This is a genomic window from Nonomuraea sp. NPDC026600 (genome assembly GCF_040638335.1).
Lineage (GTDB): Bacteria > Actinomycetota > Actinomycetes > Streptosporangiales > Streptosporangiaceae > Nonomuraea.
In genome coordinates, this window is record NZ_JBEZYD010000007.1 from 102,008 (window position 1) to 117,009 (window position 15,002).

The following is a 15,002-nucleotide window of genomic DNA, read 5'->3' on the forward strand; positions in this document are numbered from 1 at the left end:
CCCGGTGATCCTCAACCACGACTTCCATCACAACGGACTGACCCTGCGGTCCACCGTGCACCTCCCCCAGGGGTCCGCGGGAACGCGCCGGCCGACCGTGGTGCTCGTGCACGGCTTCAGCGCCAACCGGTTGGAGGCCGCATCCTTCGTCCACATGTCCCGGCTGCTCGAAGGGGAGGGCATCGCGTCCGTACGGGTCGATCTTTCGGGTCATGGAGAAAGCGACGGCGACTTCTTCGACGTCACCATCACCGGAGAGATCGCCGAGGTGCGGTCGGTCGTCCAGGACGTACGGACGCTCGACTTCGCCGACCCCGATCGGATCGGCCTGGTCGGGATGAGCATGGGCGGCGTCGTCGCGAGCATCGTGGCAGCCGAGGAGCCCGGTATCCGGGCGCTGTGCCTGTGGTCACCCGCCGCCGTCGCGCCTTTCGAAGTCGGCGGCGGCTTTCTCAAAGGTCGCGATATCGCCGCCGAAATCGCGGAGAAGGGATACTTCGACGCCGACAGCCACCGCATGAGCCCGGCCCTCGTCGAGGACATCGCCCACCTCGACGTGTACGGCCGCTCCCGCTCCTACACCGGCCCGGTCCACATCATCCATGGCGACAAGGACGACATCGCCCCGGTCTCCTACGCGCACCGCTACCTTGATCACTACAACGGCAACGCCGAACTGGAAGTGGTCCCGGGCGCCGGCCACGCCTGGGCCACGGTCCCGCACCGCACCCGGCTGCATCAGTCCACCCTGAACTTTCTCCGCAAGCACCTGTCGCGATGACGATGACGTACATGCGCCGATGTCCCACTGAACCGTGGCCTGGCAGGAACGCGCGGCGGACGTGGCACGCGAGGCCGGCGTGTCGCGCGTCACGGTGTCTCGCGTTCTGAACGACCATCCCTGGTCATCGCCTTACCGTCATTCCCTGACATGTCACACAACCGCCACTCGGCCGTTCATTTCCTCAGGCGATCATCCGGGTGTGTATCGCTTCCCCATGGCCGTCGTGCTGGCGGCGGGCATCGGCCTGACGCCCCCCGCCCAGGCCACGACCGTCCGCGACGCCGGCTGGCGGATCGGCTACCGCTCCGGCCCGGACACGGTCGTCAACGACCTCGCCGCCACCGGACCGAGCAACGCATGGGCCGCGGGCGCGCGCAGCACCAAGGAGCGGGATCCGCGTTCCGGCTCGTTCTTCACCGCTCCCCTGATCATGAGGTGGAACGGCCAGGTCTGGACCGAGATGCGCCCGAAACCGTCCGGCCCCCAAGGGTTCCCGCTCCGCGAGCTCTCCCGCATCGAGGCCTCCTCACCGGCCAACGTGTGGGTCGCCGGCACCGCCGAGGGCGACCGCTCCGTGTTGTCCCGCTGGGACGGCAACCGCTGGCGGCTCATGGGCTGGGGCCGCACCACGATCACCGATCTGGACGTCACCGGTGCCGATCACACCTGGGTGGTGGGCCACGACGAGCGCTCCCAAGGCGCGTTCGTCAAACACTTCCACCGCGGCCGTTGGACGAGCCTGCCCGCTCCGGCCGGCCTGAAGGAGATCAGCGTACGGTCGGCCTCCGACATCTGGGGACTGGCACCCGGCACGGTCACGCACTGGAACGGCAAGACGTGGCAGCCGGTGAACCTGCCCGCGGTCACGCCGCCGTCCGCGCCCACTCCTGCCTATGGCCCTGTGCGGCCCACATTCAACGAGGTGCTCGTCACCGGGCGAAACGAGGTCTGGATCGCCGTGGGCTTCCAGCAGGGCGACTGGTCACAGCCGGGAACCGTCCTCCTGCACCAGCAGGCCGGCACCTGGCGGCAGATCCGGCTGCCCGGCGACGTCATCACGGCGCTGTCCGGCGATGGGGACGGGCCCGTGTACGCGGCCTCCACCCGCCAGTCGATCACCGCGACGCCGGAAGGGCAGGACCCCTACGCCTACACCACCGTGTCCATCGACACGCTACGCCTGACCGGCGCGAGCCTGACCCGGCAGAACGTCACACCGGTCACGACCGGGTTCCAATGGTCGAACGTGACCGCCCTCCCGGCCACCGGCACGGCACTGGCCGCCGGCTACACCTGGAGACCACCTCAAGGCAGCATCATCCTCCATGACGACGGGCGTGGTATTCCTCGTCGCTGACCGGCTCGCCCCACGTGGTCTCGGGGACGCCGTCCTCACCGGCGCCTTCCCACATGGCCAGATGGGTCATGAAGTGGTCGGGGCGGCGCCGTGCCAGTGCCACTCCCCCGGCGGTGTGTGGACGGTGTCGCCAGGGCGCATCACGACGATCTCGTCGCCGCGCGCCCGCACCACGCCACGCAAGATCACGCGCAACTCCAGGATCACAACCGCTCCACCAGCATCTGACGCCCCTGGCTAATGGGGCGCCGCGTGAAGGATGGCGAGCCGGTTGCGGTGCTCCAGGCGTCTGACGGCCGCCGCGGAGGCGAGGCCGGCGGCGGCCAGGAGCAGCCAGGGCAGGTTCGCCCAGCCGGACGAGCGGGCCACGTCGACCATGGCGCCGGCCAGCAGGTTGCCTGCCAGGATGCCGACGCCGGACAGCAGGTTGTACACCCCGTAGTAGGTGCCGATCAGCCGGTCTCCCGCCATGTCGGCGATGGTCGCCATCTCGAAGGGAAAGGCGATCAGTGTGCCGAGGGTGAGCAGGATCGTGCAGGTGATCGCGGGCAGCATGGACCACGGCGGTGGGAGAGGTAGCCGTCCCGCCACCGCCAGTGGCGCGAAGGCCAGCCCCATCAGTGCCAGCCCGCGGGAGATCGCCTGGCCCCGGGTCCAGCGCGCGGCGCACCAGGCGGTCAGGCGCACCTGTCCGGCGATGCCGAGCAGGGCCGACAGGGCGTACAGCGCCGTCACTCCCCCATCGCCGCCGCCGACGCGCTGCACCTCCAGCGGCAGTCCGAGGTACATCTGGTAGGATAGCCCGTAGGAGGCGATCATCGCCGTGGCGAAGGACAGGAAGGCCCGATCGCTGAACGCCCGCTTCCAGTCATGCAGGACCGGCTGGCGCTCATCGCCGGCCAGGACGCGACGTTTGGGCAGGTATCTCCCCTGCAGAACCGTCAGCGCCGCGAAGATCGCCGCCGCCGACAGGCACACGGCGGTGAAGCCGACGCTCAGCAGGGCCACGCCGACGAGCGGGCCGAGCAGGATGCCGCCCTGGTAGAACACGTTGAACACGGCGAACGCCGCCACCTTGCGCTCCCCGGCCTCGCAGGCGAGGTAGGCGCGCGCCGCCGGGTTGAACAGCGCCCCGGCGAAACCGGTCAGCAGTGCGGCCAGAACCAGCAACGGAAGCGAGGTGGTCAGCCCGAACAGGGCGAACCCGACGGTACGCAGCGCGCACCCCATCATGATCATCGGTTTGTAGCCGAGCCGGTCCGACAGGCTGCCGCCGACCAGGAACATGCCCTGCTGGCTCATGTTCCGCAGTCCCAGGATCAGCCCGATCGCCCAGGCCGCCAGCCCCGCGCCGGTGGCCAGGTGATGGGCGAGGTAGGGCATGAGCATGTAGAAGCCGAGGTTGATGCCGACCTGGTTGATCTGCAGGAGCTGGATCGGGCGGTCGAAGGAGCGGAACTGCCGCACGACACCGATCACCGCGTGCTCCCCAGCGGGTCGCTGACGTCGGCGCAGCGTGTCCACCGGTGCACCTCGCGGTCGGCAGGGGTCTCCAGCAGGTCCGGTTCGTCGTTCGGAACGGTGCCGAGCAGGGCGTTCTCGTGGCAGTACTCGTCGTCGTAAATGGTGTCCCAGTACCGCCAGGGTCCGTCGGGGAAGACGGCGACGATGGTCTGGCCGGCAGTGGTGCGGGCAAGCCAGCCGGCCACCAGCGTGACCGCGCCGGTGCTCCATCCGCCGGAGATGTAGTGCCGTGCGGCGAGGGTACGGCAGGCCCACACCGCCTCGGCCGGGCTGACCCAGTGCACCTCGCTGAAGGAGTCGTAGGCGACGTTGCGGGGATGGATGCTGCTGCCCAGCCCGCGCATCAGCCGTGGCCTGCCGGGCTGGCCGAAGATCTTGGACCCGACCGTGTCGACGCCGACCAGCTTGAGGTCGGGGAAGTGGCGGTGCAGCACGTTGAAGATGCCGGCGCTGTGCCCGCCGGTGCCGACCGAGCACACCAGGACGTCGATGTGGGGCAGCCGGGCCAGCAACTCGTGTGCCAGCCCGGCGTAGGCGTCGACGTTGTCGGGGTTGTTGTACTGGTCGGGGCAGTAGGAGCCGGGTATCTCCGCCAGCAGGCGCTGTACGTGCTCCCGGCGGGCCTGCTGCCAGCCACCGACGGCATGCGGCTGGGCCACGATCTCCAGGCGGACGCCGTAGGAGGTGAGCAGCCGCCGCATGAGCGGCTCCATGCCCGGATCGCCCACCAGCACGACCGGGTGGCCGAAGACGATGCCCGCCAGCGCCAGGCCCAGCCCGAGCGTGCCGCTGGTGGACTCGATGATGGTCGCGCCGGGTTCGAGGTCTCCTCTGGCGCGTGCCTGGCGGACCATGTGCAGTGCGGGCCGGTCCTTGATCCCGCCCGGGTTGAAGCCCTCCAGCTTGGCCCAGAACCCGCTGCCTCCTGGCACGCGGGGATCGGCGATGAACGCCAATGGTGTGTTCCCGACCGCGAGGGAGAGTGATGGATAACCGGCTGATGGCGCGTTCTGAAAGCGTACGGACGTTGATGGCATGTGGTTGATCCCCGATGCGAATGATGCTGTCCGGGCATGACGAAATAACCGCCGGGCCGACGGAAATGGACGACGACAATAGAAACGCCGGCGTCCTATATGCGCAGGGCGCAGAATTCCGCGAAACCGGGCACGGCCGGTGGCGCCATGTCCCCCGAGGCCGCCGGAGATCTCCCGGCGACCCGCGCCGGGGAAGCGCATGCGCCCGCCGGCATGTCGAAGGACACCGACACGCCGACCGGGTTGATCACCGAGCAGTCCTGTTCGGTCCCGTGATGATGGCCGAGCGGCAGTTCGCGATGCAGACACCGCGCATCCAGCGAGCTCACCGACGTGATCGGGGTGAACCGGGCGCTGTGCTTGGCGTGCGCGCCCGCTTCCGACAGCATCACGGCCGCGCACCCGCCGCCATGGGCGAACACCACACCCATGATCATGGCGAGGACGACCAAGGCGTTCGCGAGCAGCCGTCCGGCGCTCCACAGGGCCGGACGGCGAGAACGAACTGATCGTGTCGCGAGCATCACTGGCAATGATGCCCGGCGAGCGGCAGGACGCGCCCAGCGAAGACAAAGGTTTCCGTAAAGCGGCGTTCCCTGTTCGCGACATGCCGCATTCAGCGAAATACATTTCCGCCAGACCGGTTATCCTGCCGACTTACGTGGAGTCTTTCTATGAGCCTGTCTCGACGCAGAATGGTGGCCGGGCTCGGCGCGCTGGCCGCCGGCCCCGCCCTCGGCGATCCGCTGATCGTTCCCCCGGGCACCGCGCCCGAGCGACTGGCCCGCGACGAGCCCTTCTGGGCCGCCGTCGCCCGGCAGTTCCGGGTGAGCGCGGAGTTCGTCAACCTGGAGAACGGCTACTACGGCATCATGCCCGAGCCCGTACGCCGGGCCTATCACCGCAACGTCGACCACCTCAACGAGGTCAGCTCCTACCTGCTGCGCACCACGTACAAGGCCCAGGCCGACCAGGTCAGGCAGCGCATCGCCGCCCTGCTGGGCGTCGCGACGGAGGAGATCGCGCTGACCCGCGGGGGCACCGAGGCCCTGCAGAATCTGATCGCCGGCTACCGCGGGCTCCGCCCCGGCGACGCGGTCATGTACGCCGACCTGGACTACCACAGCGCCCAGTACGCGATGAACTGGCTGCGCGAGCGCCGCGGCGTGCGGGTCGAGCGGCTCGTCATCCCGGAGCCGGCGACCCGGCAAGCGGTGCTGGAGGCCTATGCCCAAGCCCTGCGCGAGCACCCGGGAGTCAAGCTGCTCCTGCTGTCGCACATGAACAACCGCACCGGCCTGGTGCTGCCGGTCAAGCAGATCACCGCGCTGGCCCGCGCCCATGGCGTCGACGTCATCGTCGACGCCGCCCACTCCTGGGGACAACTGGACTTCACCATCGCCGACCTCGACGCCGAGTTCGCCGTCTTCTCGCTGCACAAGTGGATGGGCGCGCCCTTGGGAGCCGGGTTCCTCTACATCCGCCAGGACCGCCTGGCCGACATCGACCGCGTCTTCGCCGATGAGACCTATCCCGCGCAGGACATCCGCTCCCGGGTCCACTCCGGCACCATGAACGTCGCGCCGATCCTCACCGTCGGCGCGGCCCTGGACTTCCACGACGCCCTCGGTGCGGCGCGCAAGCAGGCCCGCCTGCGCTACCTGCGCGAACGGTGGGTTCACCAGGTGCGTGACGTCCCCAACGTGGAGATCCTCACACCCGAGGACCCTGCCATGTACGGCGCCATCACCGCGTTCCGGGTGAGCGGGCGGACCAGCGAGGCCGACAACGTCGCCATCACCGACCAGCTGATGAGCCGCCACCGCATCTTCACCGTCCGCCGCGGCGGCGTCAGCGCGGGCGACTGCGTCCGGGTGACTCCCGCCCTGTTCACCTCCACGGACGACGTCGACCGGCTCGCCCTGGCACTTCGCGACATCGCCGGATCGCACCTATGGTCTACACATGAACGCATCTTCAAGTAATCAGGTGACGGACGTCGACAGCTGCAGCACCAGAGTGGTCGACGCGGAGCGCGTCGCGGCCGTGCAGGCGCGCATGCCGGTGGACACCGACCTGACCGACACCGCCGATGTCTTCGGGTTGCTCTCCGATCCCGGCCGGTTGCGACTGCTCATGGCGCTGCTTGAGGGAGAGCTCTGCGTGTGTGATCTGGCGGTGGTGAGCGGGTTGAGCGAGTCCGCCGCCTCCCACGCCCTGCGCCTGCTCCGAGCGCATCGCGTGGTCTCGGTACGGCGCGCGGGCCGGATGGCCTACTACCGGCTCGACGACGCGCACGTCCGCATGCTGCTTGACCTGGCCGCGGCCCACACAGCCCACACCCAGGCGATCCACCCCGAACGAGAAGCGTAGGAGAACGATTGACAGATCGACGGCAGTCCTGCGACTCTCACATCTGAGCATATGTTCATGTATTGGCCTGAGAGGACATCATGGCGGAAGAGCATCACCACGGCGGACATGGTCACGGGCACGGTCACGGGCACGCCGTCAGCGTGGACGCCGACAGCCGTTACCTGGGCGGCGCGCTGGCACTGATCGTCGGCTTCATGGCGATCGAGGTCGTCATCGGCCTGGTGGCGCAGTCACTGGCGCTGATCTCCGACGCCGGGCACATGCTGACCGACGCGGTGGCCATCGTCTTCGCCCTGATCGCGATGCGCATCGCCGCCCGGCCCCCGCAGGGTGGCTTCACCTACGGACTGAAGCGGGCCGAGATCATCTCGGCACAGGTCAATGGCATCACGCTGCTGCTGTTGAGCGCGTACTTCATCTACGAAGGCATCCACCGGATCATCGAACCCGCCCAGGTGGAGGGCCTGTACGTGGTGGTGACCGGACTGGCCGGGATCGCCGTCAACCTGGCGGCCACCTGGCTGCTGTCGCGCGCCAACCGCTCCAGCCTGAACGTCGAGGGCGCCTACCAGCACATCCTCAACGACCTGTTCGCCTTCATCGCCACCACGGTGGCGGGCGCGGTGGTGTGGCTGACCGGCTGGGCGCAGGCCGACGCGATCGCCGCCCTGGTGGTGGCGGGGCTGATGCTCAAGGCGGGCTGGGGACTGGTGCGCGACGCCGGCCGAGTGTTCATGGAAGCCGCGCCCGTGGGCATGAACCCCGCCGAGATCGGCCAGCAGGCGGCCGCCCTGGACCACGTCGTCGAGGTCCATGACCTGCACGTCTGGGAGGTCACCTCCGGCTACGCCGCCCTGTCGGCGCACATCCTGGTCACACCGGGCGCCGACTGCCACGGCGTACGGGTGGCCGCCGAGCGGCTGCTGCACGACACCTACGCCATCGAACACACCACCCTGCAGGTCGACCACGCCCCGCCCGAGCTGCTGACCATCGGCGAGGCGGACGCGCACTGCGCCGACCCGCACGGCCCCTCGCACAAGGGAACCTCGGTGCCACAGCCGAAGGATCTGCCTGTCGACCCGTGATCAAAATGTTTGGGTTAGTCGGAGATCACCGCCCATATCCCGACTTACGCTACGACGGACGGCGTACGGGGACAGGGGATAGGGGATCGCATGGGGACGTTGATGACGCGGATGGCCGCGACCCTCAAGGGGGAAGTCCGGGCCGACGAGCTCGAAGCGTACCGGCGGGCGGGCGGGATCGTGTACACCGAGCTGGAGCAGGCGGAGAACCTCCGGCGCCGGTTGGCCCAGGACGGGGTGAACCTGTGGCACGGTCCGCAGGGGGCGGCCGGGCAACTGCTGTGCGTGTGGAACGCGTTCGTCCTCCAGGCCATCGGCGAGCACCTGCTGGACGCCGACTACGCCGCCGACCCCCGCACCTCCGGCTTCGTGCCGCCGGTGACCGCCCACCAGGTGGGCGCGTGCTTCGCGCAGGTCGAAGGCTGGGTGTCGCGGGCGCGGCAGGCGGCGGGCAATCCCGGCTATCTGGTGGAGAAGGAGTTACTCCTCCCGGCCGACCTGCCGGAGTGGGCCGAGGCCAGCCCATGTCCGCTGCCGCACCTGCACGGCATGCTCGCCGCGTCCCGCTCGATCCGCCAGCACGCCGAGGTCGCACTCGGCGTCTTCGAGCAGACGGTCGCCGACGCCGACCGGCACCTGAACGCGTTGCAGCGGCTCAGGCAACTCGTCGCCGAGGCCGCGACCGCCGCCGACTACGCCGAAGGGCTGCTGCACACCGCCCCGAACGCGCGGATGCACGAGGCGATCGAGCAGCGGCTGCAGCGGGCGCTGGAGATCTACTACCACCTCGGCCAGCTGACCGCGATGCCGCAACTCATCGCCGGCTACCAAGGGGTGGACGCGAGACGGGCCACGCCTCCCGCCGCGGTGCCGCCGGTGAACGCCCGCAATTTCGACCCCTGGTGCCTGACCGACCCGCAGAAGCGCGGCGTATGGCAGGCGGATCCCCGCGCCCGGCAAGCGATCAAGGAGATGTGGGAGTACGACCCCGACCGGGCCCGCACCCTGCGCATCCAGGCCGAGATCGACGCCGCGTTCACCGGTGGCGCCATCACCTACGCCACCGACGCCGGGGGCAGGCCGTACGGCAGCTACTACTGCTGCCCATGGGCCGCCATCTACCTGGTCCGCAGCCCGGTCGTCATCGGTGGCACCCGGCTTCGAACGATGCAGCAGTTCACGTACGAGGTGTCGGCCGAGGACGTGCCACGCGGCGGCCCGTTCAAACGCGAGATCATCGTGTCCAACTTCAAGCCGACGAACCGAGTCGACTACTGCGACCCCGACGGCCTGCACGGAGACTGAGCAGGACCTCGGGGACAAGCCCTGATCCGAGCAGAGCCGGCCACGCAGGGTGTCGAGGACCCACCGCACCGGCACGGCTCACCGACGCCGTCCATCGCATGACCACCGCCCTGGCCAAATAGGAGTGCGGCAGTAGGTCAAGGGAAGCGCGGCCGCCCGCGGAGCCACCGGGCAGGTCGCGTTTCAGAGAGATGATCCACGGGTCTAAGTTGAACACATATGTTCAAGTTCATCGGAAAGTCGTCTACGATAACTCGTACATCACTGTTCATATTAAGGAGATCTCGTGGCTCATCTCGCCCACTCGCCGGACCAAGCGGAGGCGACGGACCCGCGGCGCTGGCCGGCTCTGGTCCTGCTGTGCGTGGCGCAGTTCATGCTGATCCTGGACGTCACCGTGATCAACGTGGCGCTGCCCAGCATCGGCGCCGACCTGCATCTCGACCGTGTCCCGCTCACCTGGGCGGTCACCTCGTACACGCTGTGCTTCGGCGGGCTCATGCTGCTGGGCGGGCGGCTCGGCGACACGTTCGGGGCCCGCCGCATCCTGCTGACCGGGCTGATCGTCTTCGTCCTCGCCTCGCTGGTGACCGGCTCGGCCACCGGTGGCCCCATGTTGATCGGCGGCAGGCTCGCCCAGGGCGTCGGCGCCGCCCTGCTGTCCCCCTCGGCGCTGGCCACGCTCACGCGGACCTTCCACGGAGCCGAGCGGAACAAGGCGCTGGGCATCTGGGCCGCTCTGGGCGGCGTGGGGTTCGCCGTCGGCGCGATCCTCGGCGGCGTGCTCGCGGCCGGGCCGGGCTGGCGGTGGGTGTTCTTCATCAACGTGCCTGTCGGGCTGGCCGTACTGGCCTGGCTGCCACGCGTGGTCGCCGCCGATCGGCCGCAGGTACGGCGGCGGGTGGACCTGCCTGGCGCCGTGCTGGTCACGGGGGCGACAGCGGCGCTCATCTACGGCCTGGTCAACGCCGGAGAAGCGGGCTGGGGAAGCCTGGCCACGCTGGGCGCGCTGGCCGGGGCCGTGGTCGGCTATGCCGCGTTCGCGCTGGTCGAGCGGGCTGTTCAGGAGCCGCTGATGGACGTGCGCATCCTGGCCCGCCGTCCCGTCGCCACCGGCGCGTTCCTCATGCTGATCGGCACCGCCCTGCTGCTGGGCTCCGTCTTCCTCGGTTCGCTGTACATGCAGCGCGTACAGGGGCAGTCCGCGCTCACCGCCGGGATCCTTTTCCTGCCGGTCGCGGTGGGGACCGCCGTCACCGGGCATCTGGCGGGTCGCCTCATCGGGCGGCTCGGCGCACGTGTGTCCGCGGTGGGCGGGCTCGTCGTCGCCGGGGCCGGTGCCGTGGTGCTGGCGCTGTCGGAGGGTACGGCGGGCATCGTGATCGGGCTGACCGTCGGCGCCGCCGGAGTGGTGCTGGTGTTCGTCGCCGCCACCACCACGGCGCTCGGGTTCGTCGCGCACCACGAGGCCGGGCTGGCATCCGGCGTGGTCAACACCTTCCACGAGGTCGGCGGGTCCATCGGCACGGCGGTCGTGTCCACGATCGCGGCCGTCGGCATCGAGCACGCTTCGACGGCCGGATTCACCGCCGCTTACACGGCATGCGCCATCGGCGCGGGGGCCGCCGCGATCATCGCGCTGGTGCTGGTGCCCAGGGGCAAGGCCCAGGTTCCCGTCGGCGTACACGCCCACTGATCACAAGGTTGGGACCGTCATGAACATCCAGTTGAGAGTCAACGGCATGTCGTACGAGCTGGATCTGGATCCCCGGGTGAGCCTGCTCGACTGCCTACGCGAGCACCTCGGCCTGACGGGCACGAAGAAGGGTTGCGACCAGGGCGCCTGCGGTGCCTGCACGGTGCTGGCCGACGGTCAGCGGATCAACTCCTGCCTCGCGCCGGCCGTGCAGTGCGAGGACATGGAGATCACCACGATCGAAGCCATGGCCGCTCACGAGGTGGGCAGCCGGGTGCAGGACGCCTTCCTGGCCCATGACGGATTTCAGTGCGGATACTGCACGTCGGGGCAGATCTGCTCGACCGTCGCCATGCTCGCGGAGCACCGTGCCGGAATGCCGAGCGCCGTGTCAGCCGAACACGGCGGTCCTGTGGCGCTCACCGACGCCGAGATCAGGGAGCGGATGGCGGGGAACCTGTGCCGCTGCGGCGCCTACAACGGCATCGTGGCCGCCATCCGCGAGGTGGCGCGGTCATGAGGGAGTTCTCCTACGTCCGGGCCGCGAACATCTCCGACGCGATCGAACAGGCAGCGGGGTCCGCCAGGTATCTCGCCGGCGGAACGAACCTGGTCGACCTCATGCGGGAGGAGGTGGAGCGCCCGGAGCGGCTCGTGGACATCACCCGGCTGCCGCTCGCCGACATCGAGGACCTGCCCGACGGCGGCCTGCGCTTAGGGGCGCTGGCGCGTAACTCGCGGGTGGCCCACGATGACCGGGTCCGTCGCCGCTACCCGCTGCTCGCGAAGGCGATCCTGAACGGCGCCTCGCCCCAGCTACGCAACAAGGCGACGGTCGGCGGGAACCTGCTCCAGCGGACCCGGTGCGGATACTTCTACGACGCCGCCGCGGCCTGCAACAAACGCGCCCCCGGCACCGGCTGCGCCGCTCTCGGCGGCTTCAACCGCACGCATGCCGTCCTGGGGTCGAGCGAGAGTTGCATCGCCGTGCACCCGTCCGACATGTGTGTCGCCCTGGCCGCCCTCGATGCCGTCGTCAACGTCCAGGGCCCCGGCGGGGTGCGGCGAACCGTACCGCTCACGGATTTCCACCGGCTGCCTGGCCGCACCCCCGACGTCGAGACGGAGTTGCGGGACGGCGAGCTGATCACGAGCGTGGACCTGCCACCGGGCCCGCCGGGGCAGGCGGCCTATGTGAAGGTCCGCGACCGTGCCAGCTACGCGTTCGCGCTCGTGAGCGTCGCCGTACTCCTGCGGGTCGAGCAGGGCAGGACGGCGGCGGTACGCATCGCGCTGGGCGGGGTGGCGCACAAGCCGTGGCGGGCGTACTCGGCCGAGGAGATGCTGACGGGCGCGGTGGCGGAGGAGCCGGCGTTCCGCCTGGCCGCCGAGGAGGCGGTCGCTGAGGCGCGCCCCCGGCGGCACAACGGCTTCAAGGTGGAGCTGGCCGAACGCCTGATCCGTCGCACGCTCACCGAACTGGCAGGTTCCGCATGAGCCTCACCTCGCGTGGATTCAGCCTCGGCATGAGAGCCGTGGGCAAGGTCGCCAGGCTGCTTCCGGACGGCCGTCACGATCCGCTGTCGACGGAGAAAGGCGAGATCGGCCGTATGGTCGACCGGGTCGACGGACGCGCCAAGGTCACCGGCGCCATCCGCTACACCGCCGAGCACGACCTCCCCGGGCTCGCCTACGCCGTCGCGGTCGGCAGCACGATCCCCAAGGGCCGCATCATCGCCATCGACCCCTCCCGGGCGGCCGCTGCCCCGGGCGTCGTCCTGGTGATGACCCACCAGAACGCGCCGAGGATGAAGCCGACCGGAGCGTACGCCACGCTCAAGGGAATGGTCAGCGCGGCCGCCATGAGCCTGCCGATCCTCAACACCGATGAGATCTTCTGGAACGGCCAGCCGGTCGCGGTCGTCGTGGCCGGGTCGCGCGAGCAGGCCGAGCACGCGGCCAGGCTCGTCGACGTACGGTACGCGCGAGAACCGGCCGTGTTGTCGATGACACCCGAGGCGGCCTACACCCCGGCCCACGCGGTGCTGGAGGAAGCCAGGACCCTCGTCGGCGATCCCCGCGCGGGCCTGGCGAACGCGCAGGTCAAGGTGGAGCACGTCTACACCACACCGCTCGAACACCACAACGCCATGGAGCCCTACGCCACCTTGGCGCACTGGGACGGCGACGACCTCACCGTCTACGACGCCTCGCAGTACCCCTATGGCGTCAAGGAGATGCTCGCCAAGAAGTTCGGGCTGCCGAAACGGCGGGTCCGCGTGCTCGCGCCGTACATCGGAGGGGGTTTCGGCGGCAAGACCGTGGCCTGGCCACACGTGTCGCTGACGGTGGCGGCCGCGAAACTCGCCGGCCGTCCCGTCAAACTCGTCCTGTCACGAGCACAGACCTTCCACATGACCGGTGGGCGCGCGCCCACCGAGAGCCGGATCGCGCTGGGCGCCGACGCCCAAGGACGTCTCACCGCGATCACGCATGACGCGCTGTCCATCTGTACGACGGACGAGTTCGCCGAAGCCGCCATCGCCGCCTCCCGCCACCTGTACGCCTGCCCCGACATCGGCGCCCACCAGCGGGTGGTGCGGGTGGACCGGATCCAGAACTCGTTCTTCCGCGGGCCCGGCGTGGCGCCCGGCTCGTTCGCGATGGAGTCGGCGATGGACGAGCTCGCCTGGCGGCTCGCCATGGACCCGCTCGACCTGCGCCTGCGCAACGAGCCCGACCGCGACCCGGTCTCCGGCAACCGCTTCACCAGCCGCCACCTGCGCGAGGCTTACGCACTCGGTGCGGAGGCGTTCGGCTGGCGGGCCCGCCCGCCAGCGACGCGCGCCATGCGCGACGGGCACCACCTCATCGGGTACGGCATGGCGGCAGCGATCAACCCCGACGCCATACTCGTCGCGGCCGTCAGACTCCACCTGGCCTCCGACGGCACCATCACCATCCACAGCAGCACGAACGAACTGGGCGCCGGCACCTCGACCGCGCAGACCCAGCACGCCGCCCAGCGCCTGGGCCTGCCGATGGACAAGATCCATTTCCTGCACGGCGACTCGAACGTGGCCAAGACCCGCATCCCGGGCGCCTCGGCCGCCACCACCACCATCGCCTCGGCCATCTGGTCCGCCCGCGACAACCTGGTCCGGGAGCTGCTGGCGCTGACCAAGGGCACCGGCTCACCGCTGGCCGGGCGCGGGCCCGAGGAGGTGGAGACGCGCGACGAGGGAGTGTTCCTGCCGGACGGCCGCGGCATGACGTACCAGCAGATCCTTGCCGCTGCCGGCCGGGAGTCGCTCGAGGTGACCGGCTCGTCCGCGCTGCCGTACCAGACGATCAAACGCTCCACCAACACCTACGGAGCGCACTTCTGCGAGGTGCGGGTGGACCAGGACACCGGCGAGGTGCGCGTCATCCGCTGGGTCGGCGCGTTCGACGGCGGCCGCATCGTCAGCCCGAAACAGGCCAGAAGCCAGATGGCAGGCGGGATCATCATGGGCATCGGCATGGCACTGACCGAGGAGACCCTGTTCGACGAGGGCACCGGCCGGATCGCCAACCCGAGCCTGGCGGAGTACCACGTGCCGACCCACGCCGACGTCCCCGACATCGACGTGCACTTCGTCGACCGGCCCGACCCGCAGACCCCGCTCGGCGCCAAAGGGATCGGCGAACTCGGCATCGTCGGAGTGGCCGCGGCGATCGCCAACGCCGTCTACCACGCCACCGGCAAGCGGGTGCGCGATCTTCCCATCACGCCCGACAAGCTGATGTAAGGCCAGGCCTACTATGCAAGATAGTCGACTCCCGCCTCGGCTCA

Annotated in this window: 14 protein-coding genes and 1 pseudogene; 11 read left to right on the forward strand and 4 right to left on the reverse strand. The window is 69.6% G+C overall.

Going from position 1 to position 15,002, the window contains the following annotated elements:
• Positions 1 to 4 precede the first annotated feature (4 nt).
• The 3 genes and pseudogenes from AB0F17_RS18740 (at position 5) to AB0F17_RS18750 (ending at position 2,141) form a co-directional block, all read left to right on the forward strand.
• Positions 5 to 781: an alpha/beta fold hydrolase gene (locus tag AB0F17_RS18740; protein WP_358024165.1), complete on the forward strand. Its 777-nt coding sequence runs from the start codon at positions 5 to 7 to the stop codon at positions 779 to 781.
• A gap of 61 nt (positions 782 to 842) precedes the next feature.
• Positions 843 to 896: pseudogene (locus AB0F17_RS18745) on the forward strand (LacI family DNA-binding transcriptional regulator); the annotation flags it as partial.
• A gap of 87 nt (positions 897 to 983) precedes the next feature.
• Positions 984 to 2,141: a hypothetical protein gene (locus tag AB0F17_RS18750; protein ID WP_358024980.1), complete on the forward strand. Its 1,158-nt coding sequence runs from the start codon at positions 984 to 986 to the stop codon at positions 2,139 to 2,141.
• A 66-nt stretch (positions 2,142 to 2,207) separates the two neighbouring features.
• On the opposite strand, the gene AB0F17_RS18755 is transcribed toward AB0F17_RS18750, so the two are convergent.
• From AB0F17_RS18755 to AB0F17_RS18770, 4 genes are all read right to left on the reverse strand, one after another.
• Positions 2,208 to 2,348, reverse strand: a complete 141-nt coding sequence (locus tag AB0F17_RS18755) for a cupin domain-containing protein (RefSeq protein ID WP_358024168.1) — start codon at positions 2,346 to 2,348, stop codon at positions 2,208 to 2,210.
• 30 nt (positions 2,349 to 2,378) lie between these two features.
• A complete protein-coding gene (locus AB0F17_RS18760) occupies positions 2,379 to 3,620 on the reverse strand; it encodes an MFS transporter (RefSeq protein WP_358024170.1) in 1,242 nt (413 codons plus the stop codon).
• Entirely contained in the window at positions 3,617 to 4,702 is a 1,086-nt protein-coding gene (locus AB0F17_RS18765; protein ID WP_358024173.1) for a PLP-dependent cysteine synthase family protein, read from the reverse strand. Before AB0F17_RS18765 ends, AB0F17_RS18760 begins: the two co-directional genes overlap by 4 nt.
• A gap of 95 nt (positions 4,703 to 4,797) precedes the next feature.
• Positions 4,798 to 5,226 carry a hypothetical protein gene (locus tag AB0F17_RS18770; RefSeq protein ID WP_358024176.1) on the reverse strand — a complete coding sequence of 143 codons (429 nt, stop codon included), beginning with the start codon at positions 5,224 to 5,226 and terminating at the stop codon, positions 4,798 to 4,800.
• Between the two features lie 150 nt (positions 5,227 to 5,376).
• Here AB0F17_RS18770 and AB0F17_RS18775 point away from each other — a divergent pair, with 150 nt between their 5' ends.
• The 8 genes from AB0F17_RS18775 (at position 5,377) to AB0F17_RS18810 (ending at position 14,958) form a co-directional block, all read left to right on the forward strand.
• Positions 5,377 to 6,687, forward strand: a complete 1,311-nt coding sequence (locus AB0F17_RS18775; protein WP_358024180.1) for an aminotransferase class V-fold PLP-dependent enzyme — start codon at positions 5,377 to 5,379, stop codon at positions 6,685 to 6,687.
• Entirely contained in the window at positions 6,668 to 7,075 is a 408-nt protein-coding gene (locus AB0F17_RS18780) for a metalloregulator ArsR/SmtB family transcription factor (RefSeq protein ID WP_214636578.1), read from the forward strand. Before AB0F17_RS18775 ends, AB0F17_RS18780 begins: the two co-directional genes overlap by 20 nt.
• A gap of 80 nt (positions 7,076 to 7,155) precedes the next feature.
• Entirely contained in the window at positions 7,156 to 8,166 is a 1,011-nt protein-coding gene (locus AB0F17_RS18785; protein WP_358024184.1) for a cation diffusion facilitator family transporter, read from the forward strand.
• 90 nt (positions 8,167 to 8,256) lie between these two features.
• Positions 8,257 to 9,471, forward strand: coding sequence for a hypothetical protein (locus tag AB0F17_RS18790; protein WP_358024187.1), 1,215 nt, complete (start codon positions 8,257 to 8,259; stop codon positions 9,469 to 9,471).
• Positions 9,472 to 9,757: 286 nt separating this feature from the next.
• A complete protein-coding gene (locus tag AB0F17_RS18795) occupies positions 9,758 to 11,167 on the forward strand; it encodes a DHA2 family efflux MFS transporter permease subunit (RefSeq protein WP_358024192.1) in 1,410 nt (469 codons plus the stop codon).
• A gap of 19 nt (positions 11,168 to 11,186) precedes the next feature.
• Positions 11,187 to 11,687, forward strand: a complete 501-nt coding sequence (locus AB0F17_RS18800; protein WP_358024195.1) for a 2Fe-2S iron-sulfur cluster-binding protein — start codon at positions 11,187 to 11,189, stop codon at positions 11,685 to 11,687.
• Positions 11,684 to 12,664, forward strand: a complete 981-nt coding sequence (locus AB0F17_RS18805) for a xanthine dehydrogenase family protein subunit M (RefSeq protein ID WP_358024198.1) — start codon at positions 11,684 to 11,686, stop codon at positions 12,662 to 12,664. The genes AB0F17_RS18800 and AB0F17_RS18805 overlap by 4 nt, the downstream gene beginning before the upstream one ends.
• Complete coding sequence (locus AB0F17_RS18810) at positions 12,661 to 14,958, forward strand: xanthine dehydrogenase family protein molybdopterin-binding subunit (RefSeq protein ID WP_358024201.1); 2,298 nt, start codon at positions 12,661 to 12,663, stop codon at positions 14,956 to 14,958. Before AB0F17_RS18805 ends, AB0F17_RS18810 begins: the two co-directional genes overlap by 4 nt.
• The last annotated feature ends 44 nt before the right edge of the window (positions 14,959 to 15,002 follow it).

Excerpts from the sequence above, each read along its gene's own strand:
- AB0F17_RS18765 (WP_358024173.1), bottom strand. The coding sequence starts at position 4,702 with ATGCCATCAACGTCCGTACGCTTTCAGAACGCGCCATCAGCCGGTTAT.
- AB0F17_RS18770 (WP_358024176.1), bottom strand. The coding sequence starts at position 5,226 with ATGCTCGCGACACGATCAGTTCGTTCTCGCCGTCCGGCCCTGTGGAGC.
- AB0F17_RS18775 (WP_358024180.1), top strand. The coding sequence starts at position 5,377 with ATGAGCCTGTCTCGACGCAGAATGGTGGCCGGGCTCGGCGCGCTGGCC.
- AB0F17_RS18780 (WP_214636578.1), top strand. The coding sequence starts at position 6,668 with ATGAACGCATCTTCAAGTAATCAGGTGACGGACGTCGACAGCTGCAGC.
- AB0F17_RS18785 (WP_358024184.1), top strand. The coding sequence starts at position 7,156 with ATGGCGGAAGAGCATCACCACGGCGGACATGGTCACGGGCACGGTCAC.
- AB0F17_RS18790 (WP_358024187.1), top strand. The coding sequence starts at position 8,257 with ATGGGGACGTTGATGACGCGGATGGCCGCGACCCTCAAGGGGGAAGTC.
- AB0F17_RS18800 (WP_358024195.1), top strand. The coding sequence starts at position 11,187 with ATGAACATCCAGTTGAGAGTCAACGGCATGTCGTACGAGCTGGATCTG.
- AB0F17_RS18805 (WP_358024198.1), top strand. The coding sequence starts at position 11,684 with ATGAGGGAGTTCTCCTACGTCCGGGCCGCGAACATCTCCGACGCGATC.
- AB0F17_RS18810 (WP_358024201.1), top strand. The coding sequence starts at position 12,661 with ATGAGCCTCACCTCGCGTGGATTCAGCCTCGGCATGAGAGCCGTGGGC.